This window comes from Actinospica durhamensis, assembly GCF_018139695.1.
Classification (GTDB): Bacteria; Actinomycetota; Actinomycetes; order Streptomycetales; family Catenulisporaceae; genus Actinospica; species Actinospica durhamensis.
The window spans coordinates 1-17,207 of sequence record NZ_JAGSOG010000067.1 but is presented as its reverse complement, the minus strand read 5'-3'; the positions used below and the strand labels follow the sequence as shown (position 1 = coordinate 17,207).

Annotated in this window: 11 protein-coding genes; 8 read left to right on the top strand and 3 right to left on the bottom strand. The window is 72.4% G+C overall.

The window, feature by feature from the left end:
* Positions 1–75: 75 nt before the first annotated feature.
* Both KDL01_RS15630 and KDL01_RS15625 read right to left on the bottom strand, forming a co-directional pair.
* The gene (locus tag KDL01_RS15630) at positions 76–3,288 is read right to left on the bottom strand and encodes a GH92 family glycosyl hydrolase (protein ID WP_212529221.1); all 3,213 of its coding nucleotides are present in this window, start codon (positions 3,286–3,288) and stop codon (positions 76–78) included.
* Between the two features lie 33 nt (positions 3,289–3,321).
* A complete protein-coding gene (locus tag KDL01_RS15625; protein ID WP_246576493.1) occupies positions 3,322–7,791 on the bottom strand; it encodes a glycoside hydrolase family 3 C-terminal domain-containing protein in 4,470 nt (1,489 codons plus the stop codon).
* Between the two features lie 368 nt (positions 7,792–8,159).
* Between KDL01_RS15625 and KDL01_RS15620 the strand changes: the two genes are divergently transcribed.
* The 7 genes from KDL01_RS15620 to KDL01_RS15590 all read left to right on the top strand — a co-directional run bounded on the left by KDL01_RS15620 (position 8,160) and on the right by KDL01_RS15590 (position 14,594).
* Complete coding sequence (locus tag KDL01_RS15620; RefSeq protein WP_212529219.1) at positions 8,160–9,437, top strand: ROK family transcriptional regulator; 1,278 nt, start codon at positions 8,160–8,162, stop codon at positions 9,435–9,437.
* Positions 9,438–9,464: 27 nt separating this feature from the next.
* Positions 9,465–9,854 (top strand): PPOX class F420-dependent oxidoreductase, encoded by a 390-nt coding sequence (locus KDL01_RS15615; protein ID WP_212529218.1) that lies wholly within the window; start codon positions 9,465–9,467, stop codon positions 9,852–9,854.
* A 133-nt stretch (positions 9,855–9,987) separates the two neighbouring features.
* Positions 9,988–11,319 carry a sensor histidine kinase gene (locus tag KDL01_RS43350; protein ID WP_212529217.1) on the top strand — a complete coding sequence of 444 codons (1,332 nt, stop codon included), beginning with the start codon at positions 9,988–9,990 and terminating at the stop codon, positions 11,317–11,319.
* Positions 11,320–11,329: 10 nt separating this feature from the next.
* Positions 11,330–12,004, top strand: coding sequence for a response regulator (locus KDL01_RS15605; protein WP_212529216.1), 675 nt, complete (start codon positions 11,330–11,332; stop codon positions 12,002–12,004).
* Between the two features lie 74 nt (positions 12,005–12,078).
* Positions 12,079–12,816, top strand: a complete 738-nt coding sequence (locus tag KDL01_RS15600; RefSeq protein WP_212529215.1) for an SDR family NAD(P)-dependent oxidoreductase — start codon at positions 12,079–12,081, stop codon at positions 12,814–12,816.
* Positions 12,813–13,244: a MarR family winged helix-turn-helix transcriptional regulator gene (locus KDL01_RS15595; RefSeq protein ID WP_307846346.1), complete on the top strand. Its 432-nt coding sequence runs from the start codon at positions 12,813–12,815 to the stop codon at positions 13,242–13,244. The genes KDL01_RS15600 and KDL01_RS15595 overlap by 4 nt, the downstream gene beginning before the upstream one ends.
* Before the next feature lie 150 nt (positions 13,245–13,394).
* Positions 13,395–14,594: a M20 metallopeptidase family protein gene (locus tag KDL01_RS15590; RefSeq protein ID WP_212529214.1), complete on the top strand. Its 1,200-nt coding sequence runs from the start codon at positions 13,395–13,397 to the stop codon at positions 14,592–14,594.
* Between the two features lie 37 nt (positions 14,595–14,631).
* Here KDL01_RS15590 and KDL01_RS15585 read toward each other — a convergent pair whose 3' ends face one another.
* Entirely contained in the window at positions 14,632–15,675 is a 1,044-nt protein-coding gene (locus tag KDL01_RS15585; protein WP_212529213.1) for an Lrp/AsnC family transcriptional regulator, read from the bottom strand.
* A gap of 176 nt (positions 15,676–15,851) precedes the next feature.
* On the opposite strand from KDL01_RS15585, the gene KDL01_RS15580 reads away from it, so the two are divergent.
* A partial coding sequence (locus KDL01_RS15580) for an MFS transporter (RefSeq protein WP_212529212.1) occupies positions 15,852–17,207 on the top strand: 1,356 nt, incomplete at its 3' end.

Below are 17,207 nucleotides of genomic sequence, written 5' to 3'. Positions count from 1 at the left end.
GACCGGTGCCCGGCCCGCCTCACTCGAGGCGGCCGGGCACCGGCGCGTGTTTCTTCAGAACTCAGCCGTCAGGGCTCAGCTCGACGGGCACAGGTTCATCGGCAGCACCCCCGCCCCGGTGATCGACGCCGTGGCCTGGTGCACGGTGACCGGGTCGGCCGACCAGATGCGGAAGTCGGCCCCGTTGTTCATGGCCTCGCTCACCGCCGCGTCGGGCAGCGCGAAGGTGACCGTCTTCCAGGTGTCGGTGTTCGTGTTCGTGACGGATCCGGCCCCCGTGTAGGCGCTGCCGCCGCTCTGGGCGTACTGCACCTGCCAGTTGTTCGTACCGGTGTCGTAGTACTCGACGGTCACGCTGGCCGAGTAGTCGCCGGTCGTGGCGATCCGCGGGTCGACCTGGAAGTACATGTTGAGGTCGCCGGGCGCGCTGGCCGTGGTGGTGCGTCCGCTCAGCCCGTCCAGGGTGACGGGGGTGGTGGTGCCGTCCCCGCCCTCCTGCTGGCTGAGCCCGTTGTCGGTGTTGGTGGTCCCGAGCGTCGTGCACACCGTCGCGGTGTCACCCGGGCCGATGACCGCCACCGGGACGGTCAACGTGGGCAGCGGCACGACCGGGTTCGCGCTGCTGAGCGCGAACCCGACCGAGCTGAAGCCCTCGGGGGCGTCGGCGGCCACGGTGAAGGCGACCGTGACGGAGGCCGTCTCGCCGCTCACCGCGACCGTGCCCGACGCCGGGCTGACCGTGACGCCGGCCGGCGGCTGCGCCGTCCACTGCAGCTGCTTGACCTTCGAGGCCTGATCGCCGTACGCGCCGACGCCCAGGTCGAAGGTGACCGTCGCGGAGGTGGTCGAACCGGCGGTCGCGGTCAGGTTCGCCGGCTGGCTGGCCACCGAGGCCGGGACGACCCCGGTCGGGAACTGAAGCGCCCCGGCCTGGTAGGACGGCGGAGCGTCGGCGCCCGACGCGGCCCAGCGCGTGTTCGGGGTGGTGGAGATGCCGGCGTCGATCCGGGTCGGCGCGCCACCGTGGGCGCCGGTGCCGACGAGGTCGGAGGCCGGGATCCAGGCCCGGTTCCAGGACTGGCCGTTGACGGACAGGGTGTTGATGTAGCCCTGGTCGGACGCGCCCGGCGCGGTGATGGTGGTGCTGTGTCCGGGCAGGTTCAGCTTGACCGTCGGGAAGATCGGGGCGCTCAGGGCGAGCACCGGCGCGCCCGGGGTCTCCGGGTACATCCCGAGCGCTCCCCAGACGTACCAGGAGCTCATCGCGCCGAGGTCGTCGTTGCCCGGCTCGCCGGCCGGGGTGTCGGCGTAGACGTCGTCGAGCAGGTCGTGCACCTCGGCGGTCGTCTTGTACGGCGCGCCCGCGTAGTCGTAGACCCAGGGCGCGAGCAGGTCGGTCTCGTTGCCGGCCCAGTAGTACGGGGCGTTCGGTCCGGCCTCGTCCTGCTGGAAGAAGGTGTCGAGCCGGGAGACCGCGGCCGCGTCCCCGCCCATCGCCGTGATCAGGCCGTGCAGGTCCTGCGGCACGGAGAAGGCGTACTGCGCGGCGTTGCCCTCCTGGAAGCCGGACTGACCGAAGCTGCTCAGTCCGTCGGTGGTCGGGTCGCCGGCCGGGAACGCGCCGGTCTCGTCGCGCGGCTGGAGGTAGCCGGAGTCGGTGTTGTAGACGTTCTCCCAGTTCTGCGAGCGCTTGAGGAACGCGGCCGAGGTGCCGCGCTGTCCCAGGTCCTGGGCGAACTGCGAGATGGCGAAGTCGTCGGTGGCGTACTCGAGGGTGAGCGACGCGCCGTCCGGCACGGCGGAGCCGGATTCGGCGATGTCGTTGGTGACGTAGCCGTTCTGCAGGTAGGTGTCGAGGCCGGGCCGCTCCTGGTAGTAGCCCTCACCCAGGTCGCTGCTCGTGGACGCGTCCTGCTCCTGGGTGGCGCCCTTGAGCATCGCGGCCAGCGCGCCGTTCGTGTCGAAGTCGCGTGCCCCGAACGCGTACGCCTCGGCCAGGATGGCGTCGGCCGAGTCGCCGCCCATCATACCGGTGTACCCGTCGGCGACCGGCCACTTGGGCAGCCAGCCGCCCTGCTCGGCGTCGTTCACGAGGGACTGCATCATCGCGCTGGTCTGCGACGGTGCGACCGTTGCCAGCAGAGGCACCTCGTCGCGGTAGATGTCCCAGCCGGAGAAGGTGGAGTACTGCGCCTGCCCTGGCCGCGTCTGGTGCACCTTGCCGTCCATGCCGAGGTACTGGCCGTCGGCGTCACTGAAGGTGCTCGGGTCGAGCATGGCGTGGTAGAGCGCTGTGTAGAACTCCACCTGCTGCTCGTGCGTGCCGCCGCCGACCTCCATCTCGGACAGCAGCTTGCGCCACTGGGCCCGGGTCTGCGCGGCCACCGCGGCCACGTTCCAGGTGCCGTGCAGTTCCGCCTGGAGGTTGCCCTGGGCGTTGGCGACGCTGACGTAGCTGATCGAGACCTGCATGCCCACGGTGGCGTCGGAGGTGGTGTCGAAGCCCACGTAGGCGCCGGAGTTCTGGCCGGTCGCGCTCGCACTGTCCGGGGTGACGGTGCTGCCGTTCCAGGTGCCGTGCGAGGTGAACGGCCGGTCGAACTTGGCGGCGAAGTAGACCGTGGACATGTTCGGCATGTCGCAGAACTTGCCGTCGGTGATGGAGCCGGTCACCTCGTCGTCGCCCACGATGGAGACGTTCGCGCCGTTCACGAAGGCCTGCGAGTCGCCGACCTTGAACAGCACGTTGGCGGACGTGGTGGCCGGATACGTGAAGGACCCGAGCCCGGTACGGGTGGTGGCGGCCACCTTCACGCCGACCGCGGACGAGCCGGTGCCGAGCGTCGTGGAGTACGAGCCCGGAGACGCGCTCTCGTCCGCGTGGCTGAACGGCTCGGTGGTGGCCGTGGGGTTGCCGCCGATGGCGCCGACGGTGGGCAGGATCGGCAGGTCCCCGGCGATGCCGCAGCCGGCGCCGGAGACGTGCGTGACGCTCAGTCCGATGGTGGACGAGTCGGTGTACGCGTATCCGCCGGAGGAGGGCCGCGAACTGGTGTCGGGGCTCCAGGCGACCATGCCGAAGGGGGCGGAGGCGCCCGGGAAGGTGTTGACCGGGCCGACGACGGCGTCGCCGGTTCCGGTGCCGAGGAAGGGGTCGACCAGCGCGGTCGGGTCGCCGACCAGCGCGGGCGCGGCGCTCGCGGCCGCCTGTGCGGGAGCGGCGGCGAAGGTGCCCGCCACCAGCACGGCCGCGCATATCGCGGCCGTGCGTCGTCCAAGGTGTATCAAGGTTCTTCCTTCTACAGGGTTGGATGCGCCGCGTCAGTCGCCGACGGCCGCGGCGAACACGTGCAGCGGTGCGGAGCCGGCCGTCGGCAGCGAGACCGACTGCACGGTCTTGCCGGCCGGCAGCGTGACGGAGTCGTAGAAGACGCTCGCCTTCCACGGCGAGGTGCCGGAGCTGGTGTTTCCGTAGGCGGAGGTGACGGCCACCTGGCCCCCGGCGTACGGCGTGGTCGAAGCCCAGTCGCCGAACCCGATGGTGAACTGCTGGGTGGTGCCGTCGGTGTAGGTGACGGTGACGGTCCCGGACGAGGCTCCGTTGGCGGCGGCGCCGAGGAAGCCGAGGGTGGAGCCGGTGCCGGTGACATCGAAGGCGCGGCCGTCGGCCTCGATGTTGTCCGGCGTGCCGGCGGCGGAGTTCGGCCAGGTGAAGACGACGCCGTCGAAGGTGAAGTCGGTACCCGGGGTCAGGCCGGCCGCGGCGAGCGCCTCGGCGGAGAAGCTGTTGCCGCCTCCGTCGAGTCCGCCGTCGAAGCCGGTGGGCGAGTGGTCGGAGTCGTCGGTGATCGAGACGTTGTTGAAGCCGGCGGCGAGCGAGGAGTACGGGACCTGCGTCGCCGCGCCGGACAGTCCGGCCTGCGTTCCGCCGACGGTCTCGGTCACCCCGATCACCTGCGGTCCCGGCTGCTGCGTGCTCGGCGCGGTCACGGTCCAGGAGGTGGCGACCGTGGCCCCGGCGGCGACGCTGCCGAAGGTGTCAGGGCTCGTGTTCGTCGCGGTCCAGCCGCTCGGCAGGTTCAGGGCCAGCGCGACGTTCGCGAGCGCGGCGGAGGAGGGGTTGGCCAGCGTGGTGGTCACGTTGCCGGACCCGCCCGCGTCGACCGTGGGCGGCGCGCTGATGGAGAGGTTGTCGGATTTGATCGACATCGCGAAGATATGCATGGACGGGATGCCGCCGGAGGGCTGCGGATTGCCCGGCGGGAGCGTGATCGACTGCACGGTCTTGCTCGGGTCGAGCTGGACCGGCGCGTACTCGATCGTGGTCTGCCAGCTGGTCTGGTTGCCCGGCTGGTTGCCGTAGGGCGCCCGGATCGCGATGTCGTCGCCGGTGGGCGGGGTGCCGTTGGCCCAGTCGCCGAAGCCGATGGTGAACGGCTGGGTGGTGCCGTCGGTGTAGGTGACGGTCCCGGTGCCGGAGATCGCTCCCCAGGCGCTGGTGCCGAGGAAGCCGAGGGTGGAGCCGGAGCCGCTGACATCGATCGTCTGCCCGGCCGCGACCACGTTGTCGGCGTCGCAAGCCCCGCCGCTCGGCCAGGTGAAGGTGAGGCCGTCGTGCACCAGCGCGGTGCCCGGCGTCACCCCGACGCTGGCGAGCGCCTGCTGCGAGTAGCTGGCGCCGGCGCCGTCGAGGTTGGCGCAGCCCCGGTTGCCGTCGCTCGTGATCGCGGAGTTGTTGAAGGCCGCGGTGAGCGAGGAGTAGGGCACGTCGGTCTGGGTGTAGTTCGTGCTGTCGTGCTGCCCGCCGGCGGTGGCGTCGGCGTCGAGGGTGAACGTGCCGGCCGCGCCGGTCGGCACCGACACCGCCCAACTGGTCGTCACCTCCTGCCCGGCCGGGACGGAGGCGAACTGCGCCGCCGTGGTGGCCGTGGCGCTCCAGCCGGTGGGCAGGTCCAGGTTCATCGCCACGTCGCGCACCGCGGCGCCGCCGGTCGCGGCGGTGTTGGTGAACGTCGTGGTGACGGTCGAGTTCTGACCCGGCGCCAGCAGCGCCGGGGCGCTGACCGCGACGGCGTGCCCGACCGTGATCGGCGTGGAGCCGGAGACTCCGTTCACCGTCACGGTGATGTCGGCGGCGCCGTCCCCGACGGCGGTGACCAGGCCCTTGGAGTTCACGCTCGCCACCCGCGGGTCACTGCTGCGGTAGCTCACGTGCGAGGCGGACAGGTCCGCGAAGCTGCCGTCGTTGTTCGCGGCCTCGACGATGCCGTCCGCGGTGACGCTCATGTCACGGCCCTGCGGAACCGAGCCGACGCCGGTGGTGTCGTCCGCGATCCACGGGTTCTTGCCGGTCAGGTCGAGGTTCTGGCCGACCTGCAGCTCGGTCTGGTCCGGCTGCACGGTCACGGTCTGCACCTGCGGCTTGATCGAGCCGGAGATCTTGACGTCGGCGGCCTGGCTCAGGTCGGCCGAGTCGCCGCCCACGCCGAACCCGTAGCTGCCGTCGTAGACCACGTCCTTGCTCGTGGTCGCGTCCCAGATCTCCAGGCTGGAGACCGGAACCGCGAGCGTGACGTGCTGGCTCTGGCCCGGCCGCAGGTTCCCGGTCTTCTGGAACCCGACCAGTTGCTCCTTCGGGAAGGTCGCCCCGGACTGCTGGAACTGCGCGGAGGCGTAGAGCTGGGCGACCGTGCTGCCGGTGGTGTGGCCGGTGTTGGTCACCGTCAGGCCCACCTCCACCGTGCCGTTCGCATTGGCCACCGGCGCGGCGTGCACGTCGGAGTAGGCGAAGTTCGAGTAGCTCAGCCCGTAGCCGAACGGGTAGGTGGGCGTCCCGGTGAAGTACATGTACGTCCGGCCGAGTCCGTCGGTCTCGGCGGGGGTCAGGCCGTAGTTGTCCATCGCGGGCAGCTGCGAGTCGTCGGCGTACCAGGTGAAGTCGAGGTGCCCGGCCGGGTTCTGCTTGCCGAAGAGCACGTCGGCCAGCGCGGTGCCCTGCGTCTCGCCGTTGTAGCCGGAGAAGACGATGGACGGGAAGTCGCCCTGCACGTCGTCGATGGTCACCGGGCCGTCGGACTGGATCGCGAGCACCGTGCGGGGGTTGCCGACCGCCGAGATCTGGCTGATCAGCGAGTCGTAGTCGCCGGGCATCGCGAGCGAGGTGCGGTCGGTGCCCTCGGTGGCCACGTTCAGGTCGGTGCCGACGAACACCACGACGGCGTCGGCGGTCTTCACGTCCGCCAGCGTCGCCGCGGAGCAGGCGGCGGCCTTGGTGGTCGTGGTGGAGGTACCGCAGGCGTCGTAGACGACCTGGGCCCCCGGGTTGGCCTTCTGCAGCTCGGCGGTGATGCCCTGGACCGCGTCGACCTGCAGGCCAGGGTCGCCGGAGTAGTCCCCGAGCGTCACCTTGCCGGCCAGGTCGCCCACGACCACGATCTTGTTCGTGGTCTTCGGGTTCAGCGGCAGCAGCGCGCTCGAGGAGCCGGCCGGAGCCTGGTTCTTGAGCAGTACCACCGAGTCGTCCGCGACGGCGGTGGCCAGCTGCTGGTGCGCCGGGCTCTGGATCTGCGCCTTGGTGATCTTCGAGTACGGATCCTGCGAGGCCTGGTCGAACTCGCCGGTCTCCATCCGGACCGTGAACAGCTTCACCAGGGCGTTGTCGATCACGCTCTCGCTCAGGATGCCGGCCTTGATCGCGGCCTCGACGTTGGCGAGCGTGTTCTCGCCGCCCGAGCAGTTCAGGTCGGTGCCGGCGCGCAGCGCGTAGGCCTGGCCGCCCGCCTGCGAGGGCACGGTGGCGCCGGTGGTGGTGTCGGTCCAGGTGCCGGTGGCCCCGCCGTTGTCCGTGCTCCAGCCGGGCGGCGCCCAGTCGTGGCCGCCCGGGTAGTTCAGGTAGGTGGTGCCGATCGCGCCGCAGTCCGAGGTGATGTAGCCGTTGAACCCGTAGGTACGCTGGGCCAGCTCGTTGGTGGTGTAGGTGTCGGCCACCGACGGCGTGCCGTTGATCGCGTTGTACGAGGTCATCAGACCCGAGACGTGCGCGTTCTGAATCAGGCTGGCGAACTGCTTGGTGTAGTAGTCGCGCAGGTCGGTGTCGCTGACGTTCGAGGAGATGCCGGTGCGGTTGTCCTCCTCGTTGTTGAGCGCGTAGTGCTTGGCGGTCGCGGCGACCTTGAGGTAGCCGGTCTCGGACTGGCCGGACATGGTGTTGCCCTCGTAGCCGTCCACGAACGCCCCGGCCATCTCGGAGACCAGGTACGGGTCCTCGCCGAAGGCCTCGTCGGTCCGGCCCCAGCGCGGGTCGCGGTCCATGTTCACGGTCGGCGCCCAGAACGTCAGGTCGCCGAAGTCGCTTGCCGACGGGCCGAGGTTGTTCTGCCCCGTCCCGTAGAGCGACTTGTCCAGGAAGCCGCGCGCCTCGTCCGAGATCGCCGTGGTCTCCTGGTAGACGAGGCTCGGGTCCCAGGACATGGTCGAGGCGAAGTTGGTCGGGAAGCTGGTCGCCTGCACGGCGCCGCCGTTGCCCCCGTTCACCTGGTTCGCGCCCAGGGTATTGATACCGTGCTGGCCCTCGCTCCAGTACGTGTACTGCTGCACGCCCAGGCGTGGAATGGCCGGCGCGCTGTTCGTGCTCAGCTGCGCGACCTTCTCCGGCAGCGTCATCCGGGAGACGAGGTCCGCGGCGCGCTCTTCGGCGCTGTAGTGGGTGTTGAGATAGATCGGCAGCGGGCTGCCGGGCGAACTGCCGGCGGCCGAGGTCACCGGCGCGCAAAGCGCCGTCACCCCGGTCATCGCCGCCACCGCGAGTAGTGCCTGTATGCCGCGTGACCTTCGCGGTCTGCTGAGTCGTGACATGTCGCCTCCGCCGTTGGAGTCGGGATCTCGAGCCGGCCGAAAGATTCGGCCGTGTGGCGCCGCTCACACAGTTCTGCCGGGAGTATTCAGAAGTCAAGAGCTGCGCAAGGTTCCGGAACGGGGTGGGTTCCGGGCTTCAGGCATGCCGGACTGATCGGTTGACTGCCGTCTCCTTGGCATCATGACACCGTTGTCAAGATGATAAATCAGGCATAGAGACAGGATCTGTCGCCAAGTCAGCTGACGGAGCGGCAGGTTGGGAGAGCCCGGGACACCGTCGTCGAACGGTTATCGATTCTGACTGGATGAGGCCCTCAGACGACTGCTACCTTCGTCTTGTGTACGCCGCCGACCGGGGTGTGTGGAACGCCACCCAGGATCCTGAATCGCCCATCAACCTGGCCAGCCTCGGCCGGGTCAGGGTGCTGCGCGCGCTGACCGACCGGCCCGCGCTCTCCCGCGCCGACCTGGTCCAGTGCACCGGCCTGGCCAGGGCCACGGTCGGCTCGGTGATCGACGACCTGATCGCGGCCGGCCTGGTGCGCAAGACCACCGAGCCGCTGGCCGCCGCCGCGCGCACCGGGCGCCCACCGCAGCTGCTCTCCCTCGAACCCAGGGCCGGCTACGCGGCCGGGCTTGACGTGGGCCACGACCACGTGCGGGCGATTCTGACGGATCTCGTCGGAACCACGCTCTGGGACGAGAGCCTGGCCCTGTCCGTCGACGGCGATCCGCGCCACACCCTGGACACGGCCGTGGAGCTGATCGACCGCGCCGTGCGCGAGACCGGGGTGCCGCGGGAACGCGTGCTGGGCCTCGGCTTCGGCATCGCCTGCCCGGTCGACGTCCACGGCGAACTGCACGCCGACGGCATCATGCGCGGCTGGGTCGGGCTGCGGCCCACCGACGAGCTCGCCGCGCGCACCGGGCTCGCGGTGCGGCTGGTCAACGACGCCAACGCCGGCCTGCTGGCCGAGCGCCGCTTCGGCGCCGCGCACTCCTGCGCCAACGTCGTCTACCTGCGGCTGTCCGCGGGCATCGGCGCCGGGATCGTCTGCGACGGCCGGGTGCTGACCGGCAGCGGCGGATTCGCCGGCGAGCTCGGCCACGTCACGGTCGATCCGCGCGGGTCCGTGTGCCGCTGCGGCAACCGCGGCTGCCTCGAGACGGTGGCCAGCCCGCCCGCCATCGCCGCGCTGCTCGCCCGCAGCTGGGACCGGACGGTGAGCCCGGCCGAGCTCACCGAGCTGATCCAGGCGGGCGACCGCGGCGCGCTGCGGGCGATCGAGGACGCCGGCACGGCCGTCGGGCACGCCCTGGCCTACACCGTGATGCTGCTCAATCCCGAGCTCATCGTGATCGGCGGCGACCTGGTCGTGGCCGGAGCGGCCCTGCTCGACCCCATGCGCCGGGCCCTGACCCGCAACACGGTGTACTCCCACACCGGGCGGCTGCGGATCGTCGCGAGCACCCTCGGCGACAGCGCGGGCGTGCGCGGCGCCGCCGCGCTCGTCCTGGACGCGGTGCCCGAACGCCTGGGCCTCGAGCCGCTCGAGCCGCTGTCGCCGCTGCCGCCCGCCTGACGCGGCCGGGCCAGTACTGTGGCGGGCGTGAAGATGCCCGAAGACCTCGTCAAGCTGCTCGAGCAGACGCCCCTGTGCTACCTGGCCACCACCATGCCGGACGGATCGCCCCAGCTCACTCAGACCTGGGTGGACACCGACGGCGAGCACGTGCTGATCAACAGCGTGCTCACCCACGTCAAGACGAGGAACATCGAGCGCGACCCGCGGATCGCCCTCACCGTGACGGACCCCGACCAGACGCGGCGCTACTTCCAGGTGCGCGGCCGGGTCCTCGAGGTGCGCACCGAGGGCGCGGCCGAACACATCGAGCAGCTCGCCCAGCGCTACCTCGGCCGGCCGTATCCCTGGTACGGCGGCCGCGACCAGGTGCGGGTCCTGTTCGTCATCGAGCCCGAGCGGGTCACCGGCGTCTGAGCGCCCGGCTCGTGATGCTCCCGCTCTGGTACCCAGGTGCCGCCCGGCCCGCGGCTTTGGTACCGCGGTATGAACAGCGGCGTCCGCACGGCACGTAGAGTGGGAGCACCCCGAGCACCAGAAAGCGCAGCCTGTGACAACCGACCCGCCGCCCCCGCTCGGCGGCGACCCGTTGGAGCGGGCCTGGAACTCGCCGCCCGCCGTGCGCCTCGCCGCGTTCCTCGGCCGCGTCGGCAGGCTCGACCGGCGCCGTCCCTACGTCGCGGACGCACTGGTCGCGCTGCTCGTGCTCTCCCTCGGCGTCGCCGCGCTGGCCGGCCTCGGCGATGCCGAGCACCCGCACATGATCGGGCACGTGCCCACGGCCGTGGCGCTGATTCCGCTCGCCGGGCAGGCGCTTCCGCTCACCCTGCGCCGCATGGCGCCGTTCCCGGTCGCGTGCGCGGTGCTCGCCGCGTGCACCGCGCAGTGGGCCATGGGCTACTCCATGCCCAGCACGATCGGGCTGCTCCTCGCGCTCTACGCGGTCGCCCGCTATGCCCGGCTGGAGCGGCTGCTGTGGATCGCCCCGGCCACCAGCGCCGGCATGATCGTCCCGGCCTTCACCCTCGAACCGTTCCTGGAACAGGCCTGGACCAGCCTGTTCCTGCTCTGGTGCACCGCCACGGCGGCCTGCGCCCTCGGCCTGGTGGCCCGGGTGCGCCAGGACCGGCTGACCGCGCTCGCCGAACGCGCGGCCCGGCTTGAACTCGAGCGCGAGACCCGGGCGCAGCTGGCCACGCTCACCGAGCGGGCGCGGGTCTCGCGCGAGATGCACGACATCGTCGGCCACAATCTCGCCGTGATGATCGGGCTCGCCGACAGCGCCGCGTACGCCGGCGACCCGGTGCGCAACACCGAGATGCTCGGCCTCATCGCCGACACCGGCCGCCAGGCGCTGGTCGAACTGCGCCGCACCCTCGGCGCCATGCGCGCCCACCCGGTCGGCCCGCGCTCCGCCGAACCCGAGCCGGCCGACCTGAGCCCCCAGCCCGGCATCGCCGACCTGCCCGCCCTGCTCGAACGCGTCCGCGCCGCGGGCCCGACGGTGACCTACCGCTCCACCGGCGAGGTCGAGTCCGTCTCCGCCGGGATCCAGCTCGCCGCGTACCGGATCGTGCAGGAGGCGCTGACCAACGCGTTCAAGCACGCCGGCGCGCAGACCGCCGTGCTCGTCGCCCTGTCCGTCACCGAGGACGAGCTCGTGCTCGAGGTCTGCGACGAGGGCCGGCGCGAGCAGGTGGGCGTCGCGGCGCGGGTCGGGGGCGGCGCGGCCGAGCCTGCGCCGGGCCTCGGCCTCGCCGGCATCCGCGAACGCGCCCAACTCACCGGCGGCCACGCCGAGGCCGGACCGGCGCCGTCCGGCCGGGGCTGGCTCGTGCACGCCTACCTGCCGCTGGGCGCCCGCCCGGACCGAAGGGACTGACCCGCACCCCATGACCACCGTCCTGATCGTCGACGACCTGCCGTTGCAGCGCCTCGCGTTCCGCACCCTGCTCGAGGCCGGCCCGGAGACCACCGTCATCGGCGAGGCCGAACACGGCGCCGAGGCGGTGCGCCAGGCCGCGGCGCTCAACCCGGACGTGATCCTGATGGACATCCGCATGCCCGGCATGGACGGCATCGAGGCCACCCGGCGCATCCTGGCCACCGGCAGCCGCTCCCGGGTGCTCGTGCTGACCACGTTCGACCTCGACGAATACGCCTACAGCGCGCTGCGCGCCGGGGCCAGCGGCTTCCTGCTCAAGGACGCGCGCCCGGAGGAGCTGCTCTCCGGCATCCGCGCCGTCGCCGCCGGGGACGCCGTGGTCGCGCCCGCGCTCACCCGGCGCCTGCTGGCCGCGTTCGTCCCGCCCGGCCCGGACAAGCCCGAGCGCACCGCGCTCAAGGCCCGGCTCGGCGCGTTGTCGGAACGCGAACTCGAGGTGCTGCACGAGGTGGCCAGGGGCCTGACCAACTCCGAGATCGCGCAGAAGCTGGTGCTGTCCGAGTCCACCATCAAGTCCCACGTCGGCCGGGTCCTGGCCAAACTCGGCGCGCGCGACCGCGTCCACGCCGTGATCATCGCCTACGACGCCGGCCTCGTCCGGGCCGAGACCGAGCCGGGCTGAGCCGCGGCTGAGCGCGGACCTCTACCTCCGTGGCGTCCTTGACGGAGATAGTTGTACGACCCACAATCATTGTCATGTCTACAACTGATTCCGGACCGGCGGCGTCCACCGGCGCACGCATCCTGCTGATCGGCGCCTCCCGCGGGCTCGGCCTGGCTCTCGCGCAGGAGTGGCTGCGCGGCGGTCGGCAGGTGGTGGGCACGGTGCGCGGTTCGCGGACGGGTCTGCACGAGCTCGCCGACGCGCACGCCCGGGCGGATTCCCCGATCGGCGGCCTGGAGATCGAGACCCTGGAGGTCACCGAGCCCGCCCAGATCGAGGCCCTGCGCACGCGCCTGGCCGGACGCACCTTCGACCTGCTGTTCGTCAACGCGGGCGTCGCCAGCGAGCACGAGGAGACGGTGGCCGAGACTTCGGACGAGGAGTTCGTCCGGGTCATGGTCACCAACGCGCTCGCCCCGCTGCGCGTCGTCGAGGCGCTGCACGACCTCGTCACGCCGACGGGCACGATCGGCGTGATGTCCTCCGGGCAGGGCAGCGTCGCGAACAACGAGCGCGGCGGGCACGAGGTCTACCGCGGCAGCAAGGCGGCCCTGAACACCTTCATGCGCAGCTACGCGGCGCGCCACCGCGAGGATCCCAGAACCCTGGTCCTGATGGCCCCGGGCTGGGTGCGCACCGACCTCGGCGGCCCCGACGCCCGGCTGGGCATCGAGGAGAGCATCCCGAACGTCGTGGCCACCCTCGACGCGCTGGCAGGCCGGGCCGGACTGCACTACGTCGACTACCTCGGCCGGACCGTCGCGTGGTGAGCGATCCGGCCGACGAGGCCTGGGCTCTGATGTACCGGTTCGTCGATGCGCATGGCCGCCGCGGCGAACTCGCCGACGCGCTCGGATTCCGCCTCGGCGGCGGGCGCGGCAAGGCGCTGCTGCGGCTCCGGCAGGGTCCGCTGACGCTGAGTCAGCTCGCCCAGGCCGTCGGTGCGGACGCGCCCTACACCACCCTCATCGTGGACAAACTCGAAGCCCACGGCCTGGTCGAGCGGCGCCCGCACCCGGAGGACCGGCGCCGCAAACTGGTCGTGCTCACCGACGCCGGGCGCCACGCCGTCGCCACCGCCGAGGCCATCACCCTGCGCCCGCCACCCGCGCTCAGCTCGCTCCCGGCCCGCGACCTCGAGCAGCTCACCGCGCTCCTCGGCCGCGTCCTCGAGGCGGATGCGGCCGCCGCCGGCTGAGGACTGAGGGCCGACCGCTGACCTCTGGCTGATCCGTGCACGGCTGCCCGGGCCACGGCTGATTCGTGCAGCTTCAGCCGGTGCGTGTGCGGCGGGTGAGGATGTGGGGGTTCCTCGCCCCCGCTCGCGCCCCATCCGACGGAGAAGCCCATGCCGCCCACCCTCGCCGAGTCCGCCGCCCTGCTCCAGCCGGCCCTGGCCGAACTGCGCCGGGAGATCCACCGCGAGCCGGAGATCGGCATGGATCTGCCGCTCACCCAGGCCCGGGTGCTCAAGGCGATCGAAGGGCTCGAACTCGAGGTCACGCTGGGGCAGCAGCTGAGCAGCGTCACCGCCGTGCTGCGCGGTGGGCGTCCCGGCCCGGCCGTGCTGCTGCGCGCGGACATGGACGCGCTGCCGGTGCAGGAGTCGAGCGGGCTGCCGTACGAGTCGGCCGTGCCGGGCGCGATGCACGCGTGCGGCCACGACCTGCACGTGGCGGCGCTGGTCGGCGCGGTGCGACTGCTGGCCGAGCGCCGGGAGGAGCTGGCCGGGTCAGTGGTCTTCATGTTCCAGCCCGGCGAGGAGGGCGGCGGCGGCGCGAACGTCATGATCGACGAGGGCGTGCTGGACGCGGCGGGGGAGCGGGTCGTCGCGGCCTACGCGCTGCACGTGGCCGCCTCGCTGCTGCCGCAGGGCTGGGTCGCGACGAAGCCGGGGCCGGTCATGGCCGCCTCCGACACGCTCCGCGTCACCTTCAACGGCCGCGGCGGCCACGGCTCGAGCCCGCACCTGGCCCTCGACCCGGTGCCCGCGACGTGCGAGGCCGTACTCGCCCTGCAGACCATGGTCACCCGCCGCTTCGACGCGTTCGACCCGGTCGTGGTCACCGTCGGCACGCTGCACGCCGGCACCGCAGAGAACGTCATCCCGCAGTCGGCCTCCTTCGCGGCGACGGTCCGCTCCTTCTCGCCGCAGTCGCGCAGCCTCGTCGCCGAGGAGTCGGTGCGCGTGGTGCGGGGCGTGGCCGCGACCCACGGGCTCAAGGCCGACGTCGAGTTCGAGTACGGATACCCCGTGACGGTCAACGACGGCGCCGAGGCCGCCTTCGCCACCCGTACCGTCGAGCAGGTGCTGGGCGCCGGGCGGTACGTGGAGATGCCGCACGCCATCGCCGGCTCCGAAGACTTCGGCGTCCTCGGCGCCCTCGTCCCCTCCGCCTACCTCATGCTCGGCGCCTGCCCGGCCGACCGCGACCCGTTCACCGCCGCGTACAACCACGCGCCCGAAGCAGTCTTCGACGACGCCGTGGTCGGCGACGGCGCGGCCCTGCTGGCCGGCCTGGCCCTGGGCCGGCTCGCCCGCGGCTGACCCGCCGTCCGATCCGAGCAGCCGGTCGGGCCCGAGGCTACGCCGCGACCGGCTCCGCGCTCGCGAGCTCGGTCCCCTGCCACGGGTCGATCGGCACGTAGCCGCGGGCCCGGCCCTGCGCGTCGAGCAGCCGGCCGACCAGTTTCACCGTACGCAGCGTCAGCTGCCGTCCCAGCACCCGCGCGGACGGCAGCCGCTGCGCCAAGGCGGCCTCGATCTGGCGGGCGTCGCTCATCCGGTGCGTCATCACATTCGCCGCCAGGTTCGCCCGCGAACCCGCCGTCATCGCGCACATCCGGGTCGCGGGCTGCTCGGCGAACCAGCCCGCCGCCGCGGGCTGATCGGGCGCGGGCACGTCCAGCCACAGTGTCGTGTTCACCGCCTGGCCGCTCAGCCGCGGGCTCGCGTCGCAGCGCAGCACCAGGCGGCCCGAGCGGCGCAGTTCGCCGACCCGCCGCCGCGCCGTCGACTCCGGCATGCCGGTGCGCTTGGCCAGTTCGGCGAAGGTCATCCGGCCGTCCGCGCCCAGTGCCTGCATCAGGGCACGATCGGCCAGCACGTCGCGCAACGGCGGTTCGGCGGTCAGGGCGGGCGGCGCGCCGCCGCTGATGGCCAGTCGCTGGGCCCGGTCGAGGGCGCCCTCGTGCCACTTGCTGCCGTCGCGCACCAGCCGTTCCACGAACGCCGTGCGGGTGCGCAGCACGCCGGGCACGTGCCCGACCCGGTCCAGCACGTACGCGGTGACCTGCCCGGGCTCCAGCGCCGCCACGGTGATCAGCAGGTCCGCGTCACCGCTGACCACCTCCACCGTGGGCGTCTGCGGATCCCCGGCCAGGGTCTCGGCCACCGCGCCGACCGCCCCGGCCCGGCACTCCACGCACACCAGCGCGGTCAGCCCCATGCCCATGCGTTCCGCCGACGGGTAGCAGGTCACCCAGGCGTCTCCGTCCCCTGACAGCCGGGCCCAGCGCCGCGAGAGGGTGGCCTGGTCCACGCCCAACGGCCCGGCCAGCGTCGACCAGGGGGCGCGCGGGTCCACCCGGAGCGCGTCCACGAGGGCGAGGTCGAGTTCGTCGATCATGGCTGATCCTTGCGCGGGAACGGGCTGTCGTGCGGATTCATGCGACGATAGCGCATCGTTTCCCGCACCGGCGATTCTTGCTCGCACTCCGCTTACCTGCTCCCACCCGCCCGCCTCCCGTCCCCACGCGCGTCCGCAGCATCCGGCGCCGCGCCCCGTTTCGAAATGTGCCGCCCATGCCACGCTTGCCCGCGTTCCCCGCAGACACCGCCGTCGTCCGCCGGCTGGTGGTGGTCGAGTTCCTCAGCGGCACGCTGCAGGGCGCGTTCCCGGTGCTGCTGCCGGGCCTGGCCACGTCGCTGCACTTCAGCGCGGGCGACCAGGCCCTGGTACTGGGCGTGGGCTACCTCGTCTCCGGCATCACGGTGCCGCTCGCGTCCCGGCTCGGCGACCTGTTCGGCCACCGCCGGCTGCTGCTGGCGACGCTCGCGATCACCTTCCTCGGCTACCTGCTCACCGCCGCCGCGCCCGGTCTCGCCCTGCTGCTGGTCGGCCAGGCCCTGGCCGGCCTGCTCACCTGCTGGCTGCCGCTGGAGCTCGCGCTGCTGCGCGACCAGCTCGGCGACGCCCGCGGCGGACGCGCGGTCGGCCCGCTGGTCGGCTCGCTGATGCTGGGCACGATCTTCGGCGACGCGCTGCGGCCCGGCCTGTGGATCCTGGCCGCGCTGCCCGCCATCGCGCTGCTCGTGGTGTGGCGCTGGGTCCCGGAGTCGGTCACCCGCGCGGTCGGCCGGGTGGACTGGCGCGGGGTGGGCCTGCTCACCGTCGGCCTCGGCATGATGTTCGGCGCCTTCAGCAGCGTCGGCCACGCCGTGCCCGCCGCGGCCGTGATCGCGCTGCTGGTGGTCTCGGCCGTGCTGCTGGCCCTGTTCGTCCGCGAGGAGCTGCGGACCGATTCGCCGACCGTCGACGTGCGCGTACTCGCCCGGCGGGCGACCGCGCCGGTGTTCGGACTCAGCTTCCTGCTCGGCTGCATCCTCTACGGCGCGCAGTCGCCCACCCTCTCGTTCGAGGCCGCCGATCCGAAGAGCGTCGGCTACGGCCTGAACGCCGACTCGCAGGTGCTCGGCCTGCTCTCGCTGCCCGCCGTCCTCGGCGCCACCCTCGGCGCGATCCTCGCCGACCGTATCGCCCGCCGCGTCGGCGCCCGCGCCCTGCTGGCCTCGGGCTACGGCATGGCGACGGTCGGGTTCGCGGTGATCGCGCTCTCCCACGGCAACGCGGTGTCCTTCATCATCCCCAGCAGCGTCTGCGGCTTCGGCGCCGGCATCGGCCTGAGCCTGCTGCCCGGCCTGCTCATGCACCGCCTGCCCGCCGACCAGACCGCCACCGGCGCAGGCGTCTACAACACCCTCAAGACCCTGGCCGGCGCGGCCACCGGTGCCGTCGGAGCGGCCCTGCTCGACACCCTGCTGCTGCGCCCCGGCGTCGCCTCCGAAGGCGCCTACGTCACGATCTGGGTCGGCTGCGCCGTCCTGTGCGCGATCGGCGTCCCCACCGCCCTCGCCCTGCGCAACCACGCCCCCTCCGAG